Source organism: Citrobacter sp. U14242 (assembly GCF_046555775.1).
Classification (GTDB): domain Bacteria; phylum Pseudomonadota; class Gammaproteobacteria; order Enterobacterales; family Enterobacteriaceae; genus Citrobacter.
In genome coordinates, this window is record NZ_JBKGLW010000011.1 from 113,422 (window position 1) to 128,682 (window position 15,261).

General features: G+C 50.8%; 11 protein-coding genes, 1 tRNA gene and 1 pseudogene. 10 read left to right on the top strand and 3 right to left on the bottom strand.

Going from position 1 to position 15,261, the window contains the following annotated elements:
* Position 1 precedes the first annotated feature (1 nt).
* The 3 genes from recJ to lysS all read left to right on the top strand — a co-directional run bounded on the left by recJ (position 2) and on the right by lysS (position 4,577).
* Positions 2 to 1,735 carry a single-stranded-DNA-specific exonuclease RecJ gene (gene recJ, locus ACLJXE_RS18640; RefSeq protein ID WP_410751656.1) on the top strand — a complete coding sequence of 578 codons (1,734 nt, stop codon included), beginning with the start codon at positions 2 to 4 and terminating at the stop codon, positions 1,733 to 1,735.
* A gap of 216 nt (positions 1,736 to 1,951) precedes the next feature.
* Positions 1,952 to 3,050 (top strand): peptide chain release factor 2 gene (gene prfB, locus ACLJXE_RS18645; RefSeq protein ID WP_096878465.1). Its coding sequence is split into 2 segments (ribosomal slippage): positions 1,952 to 2,026 and positions 2,028 to 3,050, totalling 1,098 coding nucleotides; the frame shifts between segments, so codons are not numbered across the junction.
* A gap of 9 nt (positions 3,051 to 3,059) precedes the next feature.
* Complete coding sequence (lysS, locus tag ACLJXE_RS18650; RefSeq protein WP_115642921.1) at positions 3,060 to 4,577, top strand: lysine--tRNA ligase; 1,518 nt, start codon at positions 3,060 to 3,062, stop codon at positions 4,575 to 4,577.
* 95 nt (positions 4,578 to 4,672) lie between these two features.
* Here lysS and idi read toward each other — a convergent pair whose 3' ends face one another.
* Both idi and ACLJXE_RS18660 read right to left on the bottom strand, forming a co-directional pair.
* Positions 4,673 to 5,221 carry an isopentenyl-diphosphate Delta-isomerase gene (gene idi / locus ACLJXE_RS18655; protein WP_410751657.1) on the bottom strand — a complete coding sequence of 183 codons (549 nt, stop codon included), beginning with the start codon at positions 5,219 to 5,221 and terminating at the stop codon, positions 4,673 to 4,675.
* 53 nt (positions 5,222 to 5,274) lie between these two features.
* Positions 5,275 to 5,415 (bottom strand): annotated as a pseudogene (locus tag ACLJXE_RS18660) (DUF554 family protein); the annotation flags it as partial.
* On the opposite strand from ACLJXE_RS18660, the gene ACLJXE_RS18665 reads away from it, so the two are divergent.
* From ACLJXE_RS18665 to ACLJXE_RS18690, 6 genes are all read left to right on the top strand, one after another.
* Positions 5,363 to 5,491: a hypothetical protein gene (locus ACLJXE_RS18665; protein WP_410751719.1), complete on the top strand. Its 129-nt coding sequence runs from the start codon at positions 5,363 to 5,365 to the stop codon at positions 5,489 to 5,491. The pseudogene ACLJXE_RS18660 and the gene ACLJXE_RS18665 sit on opposite strands and share 53 nt — an antisense overlap.
* Before the next feature lie 89 nt (positions 5,492 to 5,580).
* On the top strand, positions 5,581 to 6,303 hold the full coding sequence (actS, locus tag ACLJXE_RS18670; protein ID WP_286629567.1) for an amidase activator ActS: 723 nt from the start codon (positions 5,581 to 5,583) through the stop codon (positions 6,301 to 6,303).
* 80 nt (positions 6,304 to 6,383) lie between these two features.
* Positions 6,384 to 6,457 (top strand) — tRNA-Gly (locus tag ACLJXE_RS18675).
* A gap of 109 nt (positions 6,458 to 6,566) precedes the next feature.
* Positions 6,567 to 6,908 (top strand): EAL domain-containing protein, encoded by a 342-nt coding sequence (locus tag ACLJXE_RS18680; RefSeq protein ID WP_286629568.1) that lies wholly within the window; start codon positions 6,567 to 6,569, stop codon positions 6,906 to 6,908.
* Positions 6,909 to 7,474: 566 nt separating this feature from the next.
* The gene (locus tag ACLJXE_RS18685) at positions 7,475 to 9,871 is read left to right on the top strand and encodes an autotransporter outer membrane beta-barrel domain-containing protein (protein ID WP_410751658.1); all 2,397 of its coding nucleotides are present in this window, start codon (positions 7,475 to 7,477) and stop codon (positions 9,869 to 9,871) included.
* A gap of 410 nt (positions 9,872 to 10,281) precedes the next feature.
* A complete protein-coding gene (locus ACLJXE_RS18690; protein ID WP_410751659.1) occupies positions 10,282 to 11,175 on the top strand; it encodes a dihydrodipicolinate synthase family protein in 894 nt (297 codons plus the stop codon).
* A 240-nt stretch (positions 11,176 to 11,415) separates the two neighbouring features.
* On the opposite strand, the gene ACLJXE_RS18695 is transcribed toward ACLJXE_RS18690, so the two are convergent.
* On the bottom strand, positions 11,416 to 11,952 hold the full coding sequence (locus ACLJXE_RS18695) for a GNAT family N-acetyltransferase (protein ID WP_410751660.1): 537 nt from the start codon (positions 11,950 to 11,952) through the stop codon (positions 11,416 to 11,418).
* 843 nt (positions 11,953 to 12,795) lie between these two features.
* On the opposite strand from ACLJXE_RS18695, the gene pgaA reads away from it, so the two are divergent.
* Positions 12,796 to 15,258 carry a poly-beta-1,6 N-acetyl-D-glucosamine export porin PgaA gene (gene pgaA / locus ACLJXE_RS18700; RefSeq protein WP_410751661.1) on the top strand — a complete coding sequence of 821 codons (2,463 nt, stop codon included), beginning with the start codon at positions 12,796 to 12,798 and terminating at the stop codon, positions 15,256 to 15,258.
* Positions 15,259 to 15,261: the final 3 nt, after the last annotated feature.

Consider the following 15,261-nt stretch of genomic DNA (forward strand, 5'->3'; position numbering starts at 1 on the left):
CGTGAAACAACAGATACAACTCCGTCGGCGTGAGGCCGACGAGACTGCCGAACTGCCTGCGGATTTGCCTCCCTTGTTGCGTCGTTTGTACGCCAGTCGTGGCGTGCGTAGTGCGCAGGAGCTTGAACGTAGCGTGAAAGGGATGTTGCCGTGGCAGCATTTGAACGGCGTCGAAAAAGCGGTTGAGATCCTCTATAACGCCTTTCGCGAAGGGACCCGCATCATTGTGGTGGGGGATTTCGATGCCGATGGTGCGACCAGCACGGCACTGAGCATCCTGGCGATGCGTGCGTTGGGCTGTAGTAATGTTGACTACCTGGTGCCCAACCGTTTTGAAGATGGATATGGCTTAAGCCCGGAAGTCGTGGATCAGGCGCATGCCCGGGGCGCTCAGCTGATCGTCACTGTGGACAACGGCATATCTTCTCACGCGGGTGTTGAGCATGCCAGAACGCTGAAGATTCCGGTGGTGGTGACCGATCACCACCTACCCGGTGATACGCTGCCGGGCGCGGAAGCAATCATCAATCCTAACCTGCACGACTGTGAATTTCCGTCGAAATCGCTGGCAGGTGTGGGGGTAGCCTTCTACCTGATGTTGGCGCTGCGCACCTTCCTGCGTGACAAAGGCTGGTTTGATGAACGTGGTATCGCGCCGCCAAATCTGGCCGATTTGCTTGATCTGGTTGCTTTGGGCACAGTAGCAGACGTGGTGCCGCTGGATGCCAATAACCGTATCCTGACGTGGCAAGGTTTAAGCCGAATTCGTGCTGGAAAGTGCCGCCCTGGCATTAAGGCGCTACTGGAGATTTCCAATCGCGACCCGCTTAAACTGGCCGCCAGTGATTTAGGTTTTGCGCTTGGCCCTCGGCTGAACGCAGCAGGTCGTCTGGATGATATGTCCGTCGGCGTTGCGCTGTTGCTGTGCGATAACATTGGTGAGGCGCGTATGCTGGCCAATGAACTGGATGCACTCAACCAGACGCGAAAAGAGATTGAACAGGGAATGCAGACTGAAGCTCTGACCCTGTGCGAAAAACTGGAGCGCAGCAGTGACACACTACCGGGTGGGCTGGCGATGTATCATCCCGAATGGCACCAGGGGGTAGTCGGCATTCTGGCATCGCGTATTAAAGAGCGTTTCCATCGTCCGGTAATCGCCTTTGCTCCTGCGGGGGATGGCACCTTAAAAGGTTCCGGACGTTCGATCCAGGGACTGCATATGCGTGATGTGCTGGAGCGTCTGGATACGCTTTATCCCGGCATGATCATTAAGTTTGGTGGACATGCGATGGCAGCAGGCCTGTCGCTGGAAGAAGCGCAGTTCGGGCATTTCCAGCAGCGTTTTGGCGAGCTGGTAACAGAATGGCTTGACCCCGCTTTATTACAGGGTGAGGTCGTCTCTGATGGTCCGCTGAGTGCGGCAGAGATGACCATGGAAGTCGCGCAAATGTTGCGCGATGCCGGTCCGTGGGGGCAAATGTTCCCGGAGCCGCTGTTTGATGGACATTTTCGCCTGCTCCAGCAACGTCTTGTTGGTGAGCGTCACCTGAAAGTGATGGTGGAGCCGGTTGGCGGCGGGCCGCTGCTGGACGGTATTGCGTTTAACGTCGATACCCGTTGCTGGCCGGATAACGGCGTGCGTGAGGTTCAATTGGCCTATAAGCTGGATATTAACGAATTTCGCGGCAACCGCTCGCTGCAAATTATTATCGATAATATCTGGCCACTATAGCGTCACGATACACATAATCATTCAGGCTACATCGAAGCGGCAAGTGAATGCGTCCCCGAGCGTACAAAGAGTACGTGACCGGAGTGAAATTCACGCAGCCAGTAAAGAGGCAGCTTGAAGGATGACGTGTTTATTTTCTATAAAAAAGGGTGTGGATTGGTTACAATCCCGCTCTTATAACCGCATTTTGACTCGTTCAATAAAAGAAATCAGACCATGTTTGAAATTAATCCGGTAAATAACCGCATTCAGGACCTCACGGAACGCTCTGACGTTCTTAGGGGGTATCTTTGACTATGATGCTAAGAAAGAGCGTCTGGAAGAAGTAAACGCCGAGCTGGAACAGCCTGACGTCTGGAACGAACCCGAACGCGCACAGGCGTTGGGTAAAGAACGTTCTTCCCTTGAGGCCATTGTCGACACGCTCGACCAGATGAGCCAGGGCCTGGAAGATGTCTCCGGCCTGCTGGAACTGGCTGTAGAAGCCGACGACGAAGAAACCTTTAACGAAGCCGTAGCAGAACTTGATACGCTGGAAGATAAACTGGCACAGCTGGAATTCCGTCGCATGTTCTCCGGTGAATATGACAGCGCAGATTGCTATCTTGATATTCAGGCTGGCTCCGGCGGTACCGAAGCGCAGGATTGGGCCAGCATGCTGATGCGTATGTATCTGCGTTGGGCTGAAGCTCGCGGCTTTAAGACGGAAATTATTGAAGAGTCTGAAGGTGAAGTGGCGGGTATTAAATCCGTGACCATCAGAATCGCTGGAGAATATGCTTACGGTTGGCTGCGCACGGAAACCGGTGTACATCGTCTGGTACGTAAGAGTCCGTTCGATTCCGGTGGCCGTCGCCATACGTCGTTTAGTTCTGCGTTTGTTTATCCGGAAGTTGACGATGATATCGATATCGATATCAACCCGGCAGACCTGCGTATCGACGTTTACCGCGCCTCGGGTGCGGGCGGTCAGCACGTTAACCGTACGGAATCTGCGGTGCGTATCACTCACATCCCGACCGGGATTGTAACGCAGTGCCAGAACGACCGTTCCCAGCACAAGAACAAAGACCAGGCCATGAAGCAGATGAAAGCGAAGCTTTATGAACTGGAAATGCAGAAGAAGAATGCCGAGAAACAGGCGATGGAAGACACCAAGTCTGACATCGGCTGGGGTAGCCAGATTCGTTCTTATGTCCTTGATGACTCCCGCATTAAAGATCTGCGTACCGGGGTTGAAACCCGCAACACGCAGGCAGTGCTGGATGGCAGCCTGGATCAATTTATCGAAGCAAGTTTGAAAGCAGGGTTATGAGGAACCAACATGTCTGAACAACACGCACAGGGCGCTGACGCGGTAGCCGACCTTAACAATGAACTGAAAACGCGTCGTGAGAAGCTGGCTAGCCTGCGCGAGCAGGGGATCCCGTTCCCGAACGATTTCCGTCGCGATCATACCTCAGACCAACTGCACGCTGACTTCGACGCGAAAGAAAACGAAGAGCTGGAAGCGCTGAACATTGAGGTATCCGTTGCTGGCCGTATGATGACCCGTCGTATTATGGGTAAAGCATCATTCGTGACGCTGCAGGATGTTGGTGGACGCATTCAGTTGTACGTTGCGCGCGACGATCTGCCGGAAGGCGTCTACAACGAGCAGTTCAAAAAATGGGATCTGGGCGATATCCTCGGCGCGAAAGGTAAGTTGTTTAAGACCAAAACCGGCGAACTGTCTATCCATTGCACTGAGCTGCGTCTGTTGACCAAAGCCCTGCGCCCACTGCCGGATAAATTCCATGGTCTGCAGGATCAGGAAGCGCGCTACCGCCAGCGTTACCTGGATCTCATCTCTAACGATGAATCCCGCAACACCTTTAAAGTGCGTTCACAGATCATGGCGGGTATCCGTCAGTTCATGGTGGGCCGCGGCTTTATGGAAGTTGAAACCCCGATGATGCAGGTGATCCCCGGCGGTGCGGCAGCACGTCCGTTTATCACCCACCATAACGCGCTGGATCTGGACATGTACCTGCGTATTGCGCCGGAACTGTACCTCAAGCGTCTGGTGGTTGGCGGTTTCGAACGCGTATTCGAAATTAACCGCAACTTCCGTAATGAAGGCATCTCTGTTCGCCATAACCCTGAGTTCACCATGATGGAACTCTACATGGCGTATGCGGACTACAAAGATCTGATCGAACTGACCGAATCGTTGTTCCGTACCCTGGCACAGAATGTTCTTGGGACGACCGAAGTGCCCTACGGTGAAGAAGTCTTCGACTTTGGCAAACCGTTCGAAAAACTGACCATGCGCGAAGCGATTCAGAAATACCGTCCGGAAACCAATATGGCGGATCTGGACAACTTCGACTCAGCGAAAGCGATTGCTGAATCTATCGGCATCAAGGTTGAGAAGAGCTGGGGTCTGGGCCGTATCGTGACGGAGATCTTTGAAGAAGTGGCGGAAGCGCACCTGATTCAGCCGACCTTCATCACCGAATATCCGGCAGAGGTTTCTCCGCTGGCGCGTCGTAATGATGAAAACCCGGAAATCACCGATCGCTTTGAATTCTTCATTGGCGGCCGCGAAATCGGTAACGGTTTCAGCGAGCTGAACGATGCAGAAGATCAGGCGCAGCGTTTCCAGGATCAGGTTAATGCTAAAGATGCAGGCGATGACGAAGCGATGTTCTACGACGAAGACTACGTCACCGCTCTGGAACATGGTCTGCCGCCGACTGCTGGTCTGGGTATTGGTATCGACCGTATGGTTATGCTGTTCACTAACAGCCACACCATCCGCGACGTGATTCTGTTCCCGGCAATGCGTCCGGTTAAGTAAGATGTGAACTGCCGGATGGTGGCTGATGCCTTATCCGGCCTACGGGGAGACGATTCGTAGGCCGGATAGAACGCTTTTGCGTTGTCATCCGGCAATTAATGACCGTTGGAAAATGCGCGCAACAATTTTCGCGCCTTATCGTCTGAAACCTGCATTACCATCCACGGGCTGAAGGCCCACGGTGTCGCGTCAATCCCGCATAACACATCCTCAAGATTGCTCCATCGATAATCCATCACTTCCTCCGCATTCGGCTGTAGCGTGCTGATTAGCTGTGCGGCATATACCGGGCAAACTTCATTTTCCACAATTCCACTGGGATCTGCGGCGCAATAGCGAAAATCAGCGTAGACGGACGTGAGTGCGCGAATGCCAGCGCCTAACTCGAAGCGGGCGCGACGGATAATGGCGTCTTCAGTTGTTTCCCCTGATTGTGGATGACCGCACACCGAATTTGTCCAGACACCTGGCCAGGCTTTTTTGTGCAGTGAACGACGGGTAACTAACAGTTGGCCCTGATCGTTAAAAATCCAACAGGAAAACGCGAGATGTAGAGGGGTATTGTGAGTGTGGGCGGCATACTTCTCGAGTATACCTGAAGGTATATCTTGCTCATCCAGCAAAACGACATGTTCCCCGGCCATGACAACTCCTGAAAAGAAAAAATAACCCGGCACAAACCCGCCGGGTCATGTACTCAGGCCACTAGGGTAGCCCATAAATGGGACAAAGGCATTACCAAAACAAGCCCTGGCAGCATGTTGGCGACCGGAAATAGTTTAATAGTGCAGATGCGCAATCCGGTCGCGGTCATTAGCAATCCGCCAGCGCTGGTGAAATTACCTTCCATGCCTTATTTACCCGTGCTGATGGATATTATTGCGCAGGGATATCCGTTTAATACATCAGGTTGAGCCGAAGCGATTGGGGATCGTCCGGCTGGCTGGTATGATAATTGCCTCTGGTTTGGAGGTGAACGTTCGTGTTTAGTGCAGAATGTCTGATGAGTAAACGCTTTTATATCTTGATAATGTTGGTGGGCAGCCTGATCGTTGCAGGATGTTCCAGTTCATCTGATTCCGGTTCTACGTATACCGTGAAGCGTGGCGATACGCTGTACGCGATTTCACGCTCTACCGGTACCAGCGTCAGGGATCTCGCCCGTCTCAACAACATATCTCCTCCCTATACCATCGAAGTAGGGCAAAAGCTGAAGCTTAGCGGTAGCACGAAAACCAGGCCGACTTCCGGCAAGACCACCACAAAATCTTCCACAAAAACAGCGGCAGTCAGACCGTCCTCCTCCGTACCGCAGTCATCCTGGCCGCCGGTGGGACAACGCTGCTGGTTGTGGCCAGCCAGCGGAAAAGTGATCCTGCCTTATTCAACGGCGGATGGCGGCAACAAGGGTATTGATATCTCAGCTGCGCGCGGTACACCGGTTTATGCGGCGGGGGCAGGGAAGGTAGTTTATGTCGGCAACCAGTTGCGGGGCTATGGCAACCTCATCATGATCAAGCACAGTGAGGATTACATTACCGCTTATGCGCATAATGATACGCTACTGGTGAACAACGGGCAGAGCGTGAAGGCCGGGCAGAAAATTGCCACCATGGGTAGCACTGATGCGGCATCTGTACGCCTGCATTTCCAGATTCGCTATCGCGCAACGGCGATTGATCCGCTGCGTTATTTACCGCCGCAGGGGAGTAAACCTAAGTGCTAAAAGGCTATTTTATCAGCAGTTAGCATCGTTTGGGCTTGTCAGAGGGTGCGTAAAGTCTATAATGGCCCACGCACCTCTTCGCGGGCGTAGTTCAATGGTAGAACGAGAGCTTCCCAAGCTCTATACGAGGGTTCGATTCCCTTCGCCCGCTCCAGCCTCCTGACAAATCAACAAATTATGATTTATCAGTCAGCTACGTTGCCCCCACTTTAGCAGGTACAACTTACACTCCCCATTGTTCTACGCCCGCATCTGTCGCGTGATTGGTTTGTGGTACAAGGGAACATATCATCACGCTGGCGGTGGAAATCACCGAACGTGAACAACTGGCACTGACCCCGGAAACAGAAAAACGATTAGCCTGGCTGCGACGTGCCGGTGCCGCTGTTGCACTGGATGATTTTGGCACCGGGTATTCCAATCTGGCCTGGGTTAGCTCGCTAAAGCCTGACTACCTCAAGATAGATAAACTGTTTGTCAGTCACATGCAGACCGGGCATACAGAGCTGCTGGACTGTGTGACTGGGTTGGCCGCTAAGCTGGGTATCAACACCATTGCTGAAGGCGTCGAAACACCAGAGCAGATCGCTTACCATGTCCCATGAGTGGCTGTACCTAAACATCACATCGACTCGCGCTCGCTAGTCGTTCTCTTTCTTATGTTCATTCTTATAGGGCATTAAGATTTACTCCGCGACAACTTGATTTAGCCATTCCTGCTTTTAGTAAAGCATTTCATCAAAATCATCTTTAAATCAATACAATACTTTGAAATACAACACAAAAAACAAACTTGAATTCTAGTTTTTCATAGGATGAAAATAGGATAAATCTTGATAATTAAGGCTATTTATACTGCTAATTTGTATGATATATTACATCGTATTATCAATGAGGCGAAGGGTTATATATAAAGTTTATTTGCTTATACGGGGTGTAAGCATATTTAGAAATAAAAGTTATCTTATTAATTTGCGCCAGCACATATACTGATGCATTTATTTGCGTATTTTCTAATTAATATAAATCACCTTTCTTTAAATTATTTTTTCCGCTTGATGAAATGGCTTTCATATATATCTACACAAAAGAGCAACTAATGAAAACAAAAAACAAAATATTATATCTCGCTATTCTTTCCATAATTTTCACTGTAACACCTTCATTGGCTATGGCTGAAACATTCTGTGGTGACAGAGGCGATGTCGTTTACGGCGGAGGCAATACACTGACCGGAGAGCTCAACGCAGACCAGTGCTATGAAGTTGGTGCATCGGTTATCGGTGCTCCCACCGACTATATCGGCATTGCCAAAAATATGACACTGCTGAGCGGTAGTAAACTCAATGTACTCGGCCTGTTTGAGGATTCCCAGGTTCAGGGCGGTGCTGAGGTCTGGATTGGTAAAACAACGCATATTTCTTCGAACGGATATAACACCAGTAACCCGGCCACTGGTAGTCGCATTGATATTCAGAGCGGCGGATTAATCCGTGTTCTGGATGGCGGTATGTTAAAAGATTCTGTACTCAATGGCGGAACCGTCTATGTCAGTAATACCGGTGAAGCAGATGACCCAGGTCGGTCTGAAAATAATATCGTCAACAGCGGCGGGAAATTATTTATTTACCTGGGTGGGGAATCGACCGGTACACAGGTCAATGACGGCGGCTATGAATATGTTCAGCAGGACGGGAAATCCCTGAATACGGTCGTGAATAACGGCGGATTACAACAATTAAACGACAAAGGTTTTGCGGATAACACTCTCGTGAATGCTGGAGCACGGCAATATGTGGCTGATGATTCCAAAGCCACCAATACAATCGTTGACGGTGGCCAGCAATACATTTTCAGTCAGGATGCAGCAGCCACTGCAGGTATTGCGGAATTCAACCAGATAAAAAATGGCGGCGCCCAGATAATCAGTGGCGGCGGACAAGCCATTAATAACGAATTGTATGACACCTCAATGCAAAGTATTTACAGCGGCTCCTCCGCCACTGACACCACACTGAATGATAGTGCCAAAAGTCGGCTGGCGGCAGGGGCTCAGCTCCTCGGCGTAACCACGGTTAATCAGCAGTCTCAGGTGCAACTCACCGCCGGTTCGGAAGATAGACTGGCCGCAGATGCCGGAGCTTACGCTGAAAATGTTATCTTATCCGGCCCGGACAGCTCCCTGCAGGTGATCACCGGTGATGCCGGGAATGCTGTATTTGCCGGTTCGCTCAGCGGCCAGGGGCAGGTGTGGTTTGTCGCACCGAGCAACGCCGGATACAGCCATCTGACCATTGATAATCTCTCCGGCAGCCAGACATTCCATATGAATACGGCGATTGCGGAACAACAGGGGGATTACCTTACCATCCATAACGGCAGTGGTGACCATGCGCTAAATATACAGGATTCCGGGGCTGAAATTACCCGTCCGGATGAATCACGCCTTGACCTGATCACAGACGAGAGCAGCAATGCACGGTTCCACCTGAATGCTCTCGATGGCACCAATATCAATGCAGTAGACGGCGGGACCTATATGTACTCGCTCTATCAACGTGATGAGCAGGACGGTAAAATCTGGTATCTGGCCGCTCAGAAAGATGAACCGGGCGAATCTGGAAAACCGGTTCCGCCGGTCTTACCCGACGATAAAACCACACCATCCACCGATGCGGTGTTATCTATGGCGGCCGCGCCGCAGCTGATTTTTAATCAAGAACTCGACAACCTCCGGTTCCGCCGTGGTGAATTACGGGATAATCCGGGCGATGAGGGGGTCTGGATACGTCTGACCGGTGACAGAACCCGTGCAGGTACCGGACACACACACTTCCAACTGAACCAGGCCGGTTTTGAGCTGGGTGCGGATAAATCCGTTCCGCTGGAAAACGGAAAATTGTGGCTCGGCGTCTTTACCGGCTATAACGACGTCAAACTGGATCATCAGCGCGGCGGCGAAAGCAGCATCGACAGTGTTACTGCCGGTAGTTACGCCACCTGGCTTTCGGACAACGGCTGGTATCTTGATGGTGTGCTGAAATATAACCATTTCAACAATGAGTTACGTGCAGTTTCCACTAACAGCAGCAGCATCCGCAGCGATTATTCACAGAATGCTTACGGGGGATCCGCTGAAGCCGGTTACTCGTTTGACCTGCCGAAAGCCTTCTGGACAGAACCGTATGCCCGCCTAAGCTATATGCGTGCCGACGGTAAATCTGTTCACCTGAATAATAATATGCAGGCAAAACTGGATGTACAGCAATCCCTGCAATCAGAGCTCGGCTTGCATGTGGGAAAAGATTTCGCTCTGAACAATCAGGTGAGCATCACCCCTTATGCGACACTGGCCTGGCAGCATGAATTTATCAGCAATAATGATGTGACGATTAACCAGCGCAATACCTTTGATACGGATTTCTCCGGCGACAGCCTGAAAGTCGGTGGCGGGTTAACCGTCCGTTTCACGCAGCAGATTCAGGCGTATGCGGAAATCGATTACCGCAAAGGCGACAAAACAGAATCACCGCTGCACGGCAATATCGGTGTACGCTATAACTTTTAATTCCTCGTTATGATTCAGTTACGGCGGCCGAAAGGCCGCTTTTTTACAGGTAAAAAATCGTAAGGAGCTGCAAAAAAACAGGGATGGTATCGATGGCAAGGAAAAACTTCTTGGGTACAACTTGGGGTTTGTTTGGATTTCGGAAAATGTGTACGTCACCCATCGATGAAATTGCGTCACGTTGTGGATCTCTTTCTGGCTCAATATTTATCGCCAGATTCCGGCAATATTATGGCTTTTTGCCGAAGAATATTTGTTAACTGATTGAATTCATTGTGGTTAAGAATTCAGGATCAATTGGCTAAAAAAATGGTGGCCAGCCTTTCTGACTGGCTTTTAAGGGAGCACTCAGATCCTCTTTCGGGCTTGTCGATACAAATCTGTCGTTCTCTTTTCAATAAGGAAACATCATGTTTACAGGTATGAGTGCCTTTCCGCTGACCCCCCTCATCAACGGGAAAATCGATACGACCGGATTCACCTCTTTGATTCAGAATCTGGCTGAGGCCGGAGTGGACTCCATCGGTGCTCTGGGCTCTACCGGCAGCTATGCCTATCTGACGCGGGAACAACGATACTGCGCGACAAAACTGGCAGTCAGCGCGGCAGCCGGTATACCGGTGATAACCAGTATTGGTGCTGTTCGGACAGACGAGGTACTGAAACTGGCGGAAGATGCGCAGAAGGCTGGAGTCAGTGGTGTGTTACTGGCCCCCGTTTCCTACCAGCCGCTCACGGCACAGGAGGTCTACCAGTTATATGAACGGGTCACGGCAGAGTTATCCGTGCCACTTTGCATTTATGACAATGCAGCCACCACGAAATTCGAATTCAGCGATGAACTACTGGTCTCGTTGTCTCACTTGCCTAACATCGGCTCAATCAAACTCGGGGAATTCCCGGCCGAACAGGATATGGCAAAACGGCGGGTTGAAACGCTGAAAAATCAGATACCGCAGGAGGTATCGCTGGGGATCAGTGGCGATGCTCAGGCGGCCGCAGGTCTGCTGGCGGGTTGTGAGATCTGGTATTCGGTGCTGGGGGGGTTATTCCCTCAGTATGCACTGAATCTGACCCAGGTGGCATTGTCCGGGGATGTCACTAAAACCAGGCAACTGAATAGTGCCGTTGAGCCATTATGGGGGTTTTATCGACGTCACGGGAGCCTGCGGGTTATTGCAAGCGTCGCAGAGATCCAGGGAACGGTTCAGTCCCCCTGCCTGCCGTTCCCGCTTCAGACTCTCAACGGAAGCGAAATGCGGGCACTGGAAGCGACACTAAAACAACTCTCTTTCCTCGAGTGACCTTAAAGCCTGTTTGGTACAGGAAGACCGGGTACCAAACAGGAGTAGAAAACAGCCCTGCAGGATGCACAGAATGCGGAGCAAGCCCAGCTAAAACCATGTGCGAAGAGCTGCAGAAACGACTGGATATGGCTTCTGCTGAGGTTAATGTACGTACAGAAGAACTGAAGTCAGAACGCGATATAAAGCAGGCAAATGGATGAAATAAGTATTAAGGGGGTCTGCCCCCTCCGTTTTCCCTCAGAGAATCACGCCAGCATCGGGCGGCAGTGTGCTGTTGCCTTCACCCAGATGACGTTGTAGCAATACGGTATCGAGCCAGCGACCATGCTTGAAGCCAATATTCTTTAGCGTGCCAACCTCCGTAAATCCGACCTGCTGGTGGACTTTCAGCGATCCTTGATTATTGCTGTCGCCGACGATGGCAATCATCTGTCGGTAGCCGTGTGTTTCTGCCCATGTAATGACATGGTGTAGTAGCGCTTTGCCCACGCCCTGACGTTGTGCTGTTGGATCAATATAAATCGAATCTTCGAGCGTATAACGGTAGGCGTAGCGTTCACGGTAGCGGGTGAGATAACAGTAACCGATGACTTTTTCGTCCTGCAGGGCCACAACCCACGGCAACCCCAGTTCGCGGATCTTAGTCAGGCGAACAAGCATCTCTCGGGTATCTGGCGGGTCGGTCTCAAAGCTGGCAGTCCCGTGAAGAACATGATGTGCGTAGATAGTATGGATCGCGGGGATGTGCTTTTCTTCTGCGTTAACGATTTTCATTGACCAGTTCCCGTTGGCGTCTTTTGCCAGATTACCTGAAAGAATGCGGAAAGGGTAAGCGAAAAAGCTTATGGCTCAATGGACATCATTCAATAGTATTAGACTTGTATTTTGTAAGGGTAAAAATTGATTGTCATTGATATCGCCAATAATTTAACAAATAGATAAGTACAGTTTTTCGGAATGATAAATACACCTGGGCGTAGTGGAATTAACAATTACCTGTGGTGGTTCATTGGGGGGAGGGCCACAATGCCATTTTTGGTAGGTGATAAAGTTGCTTTTAATAAAATACTTTAATTTCAAGTTGTTATAAATTTATCTAATTCTTTTTACCTGGTTTTATGTTGCCCGGTTTACCCTGAAACTTAGCCGTTTAAAATTAACGGATGTTATTTATGATGTTATCAGTTACTGTTAATTATCAGGTTTTTCCTGCCAATTTTCAAAATGCTTATCAGGCAAACAGTTACCTGGCGTTTCTATATTTGCTGATAATAGTTATCATCGTTACGTGGTTTCGTCACGGAAATTTAATCTAAATCCAGTATTCGATCCCAAGAGTATTAGGATAATTTGGTTTAAAATACTTTTTTTGCCTAAGAGTTTTCTTATAACATAGCAAGACCCCACACTGAGTGATAAAATTCCTGAGCTTTCGCCAGCCTCTCAACGACGAGTGGAAGAGTCATAGGGAGTCAATAAGACGAAAGAATTAAATGATTTTTAGCCATATTACGAAATAAGCGGCAGTGCACTTTACATGGTCGGCAATCGTCAAGAAATGACTATAACTTATTGAAAACGCTTATTTTTACTGTGATGTAAGATATAAGGGCAGATATGTTCAGTATGCGTCGACATGCCAACTTTATTAAACGCTTTAAGTCAGCAACCTGTTTATTTACGGCAAGCGTTCTTTTCCCATTGCAAGCCTCTGCAGCAGTATCAGATTATGATGCGTTGGTTATTGAAGCGCGAGGTGGTAATAGCACACCGTTATTGCGCTACCTTGAAGAGCAGGGAAAGAAAAGTGCGTTAACGCCCAATCAGGTGGCTGACTGGCTGCAAGTATCCAGTTGGGTTGATAACAACGATAAAGCAACCATCGATATCTGGCAGAGGTATCGTGGGCAGATGGATGTGCCTGCACGTGGTAAAGTGGCTGCTGCGCGCGCGTATCGCAATCAGAAGAGCTGGAATGAATCATTAGCGCTCTGGGAGAGCGTTGTACAGGAAGAGCCTGAGAACGCCGATGTACGTACTGGCTGGATCATGACGCTGGCGGATGCACGTTACAATCAACAGGCCCTGACTGAAGCGAACAAATGGGCACGTGCGCATCCAGGGGCTGACTCTGATGCACTGCTTGCCTATGTGTATCATTCACAGGGGAAAAACTGGGATGCGTTATTTGTCGCCAGCCAGGCGGGCGAGGTCGATCCGGGTAACAGAAATGCACAATCCACGCTGTTGTCAGCGCTGTCAGCCAACCGTGTAGCTGAACCGGCGTTGGGACTGACGGAAGTGGTTCCGACATCTGACCCCGTTAAGCGGCGTCTGGAGCTTGATGCTGCAGCCGAAAAGGTGCGCGCTTCTTATACCTCTGCACGAAATGAAGATGAGCGTTTTATCGTGGCGGATAAAGCGCTTGCCCGCTATGACCAGTTGCTGGCAGCCTGGAAAGATGATCCCGCAGCCCAGGGGGATGTGCGCCGGGCGAGAATTGACCGCATGGGCGCCCTGCTGGTGCGTAAGCGTACTGCCGACGTGATTCAGGAATACGAATCTCTCTCCGCGGACGGTGAAGTGCCCAATTATGCCAAACGTTGGGTGGCTTCGGCGTGGCTCAGCGAACGTCAGCCGGAAAAGGCGGAAGCAATGCTGACGAGCATCTATTACCCGAACGGGCCTATCCCTGTGACGCCGCTCAGTCCTGAAGATCAACAGGATCTGTTCTATGCGCATATTGATAATGAAAACTTTGATGCCGCTAAAAAACAAGTCGATGACGTGATCAAAGAGAGCCCGTATCTGCGTCGGATCTATGGCTCGCCAACGCCACAGCCTAACGATAACTGGCTGCTCGGGCAGACGCTGCTGACGCAATATCATCTTGCTGCCAATGAACTGCCAGAGGCAGAAAAACTCTCAGAACATCTGGCACGAACGGGTTCAGGTAACCAGGGGCTGCGCATAACCTATGCCTCCGTTTTGGAAGCCCGTGGATTGCCACATGCGGCGGAAAAGGAGCTAAAGCTTGCGGAAGTGATCGAGCCCAGCAACCTTGAGCTGGAGCGTCAGCAGGCCTATGTGGCGCTGGATCTTCAGGAGTGGAAACAGGCCGACGAGCTGACCGATGATGTCATCGCCCGTAGCCCGGATGACGAAGCGACGCTGCGCCTGGCGCGGATCCGTGATGTGCACAAAATGTCGGAAGTGCGTATCAGCGGTACGCAGGGGATTTCCTCCGATAGTCCGGTCAGCGGTAAGAATGACTTCAACATCAATACTGCGATTTACAGCCCGCCGATTAATGACAATTGGCGGCTGTTTACCGGTTTCAACTTTGCCACCGGTGAGTTTGAAGAAGGGAAAGGCATCAGCCGCGATCTGGCAGCTGGTGCGGAATGGACTTCACGTGATTACTGGGCCGAAATGGAACTGTCTGGCCGTAATTATGGCGACGGGCAGAAAATGGGGGGCCGTCTTTCAGCCTGGCATGACTTCAATGATAACTGGCGTGTCGGTGGGTCAGCAGAGCGTCTTTCCCGCAATACACCACTGCGTGCGCTGCGTAGCGGCGTATATGCAAACGGCGGCGATATGTATGTTCGCTGGTACCAAAATGAGCGGCGAGAGTATCAATTATCGTTTGCAGCCTCACATTTCTCGGATGGTAACGATCGTATCGAATACGGGCTTAGCGGAAAAGAGCGTATGTGGACAACACCGCGTTTCACGCTGGACTTTACCCCGGGTATCGGCGGTAGCACCAACACCAAAGAGAATGTGCCGTATTACAACCCCAAAAGTGATTTCTCCGTGGTACCCGGCTTGACCGCGGAGCAGGTTCTTTACCGACACTATGACACCGTGTGGACACAGCAGGGAGTGGCTGGCGTGGGTGGCTACTGGCAACAAGGTGAAGACGCAGGGGCCATCGTCCAGTTGGGTTACGGTCAACGGCTTAAATGGAACAACGTCGTAGATGGCGGGGTGATGCTGGTGTGGGATAAACGCCCCTACGACGGTAAACGTGAGCGGAATATCTCCCTCGCTTTCGATTTGAATGTCAGGTTTTAAGGA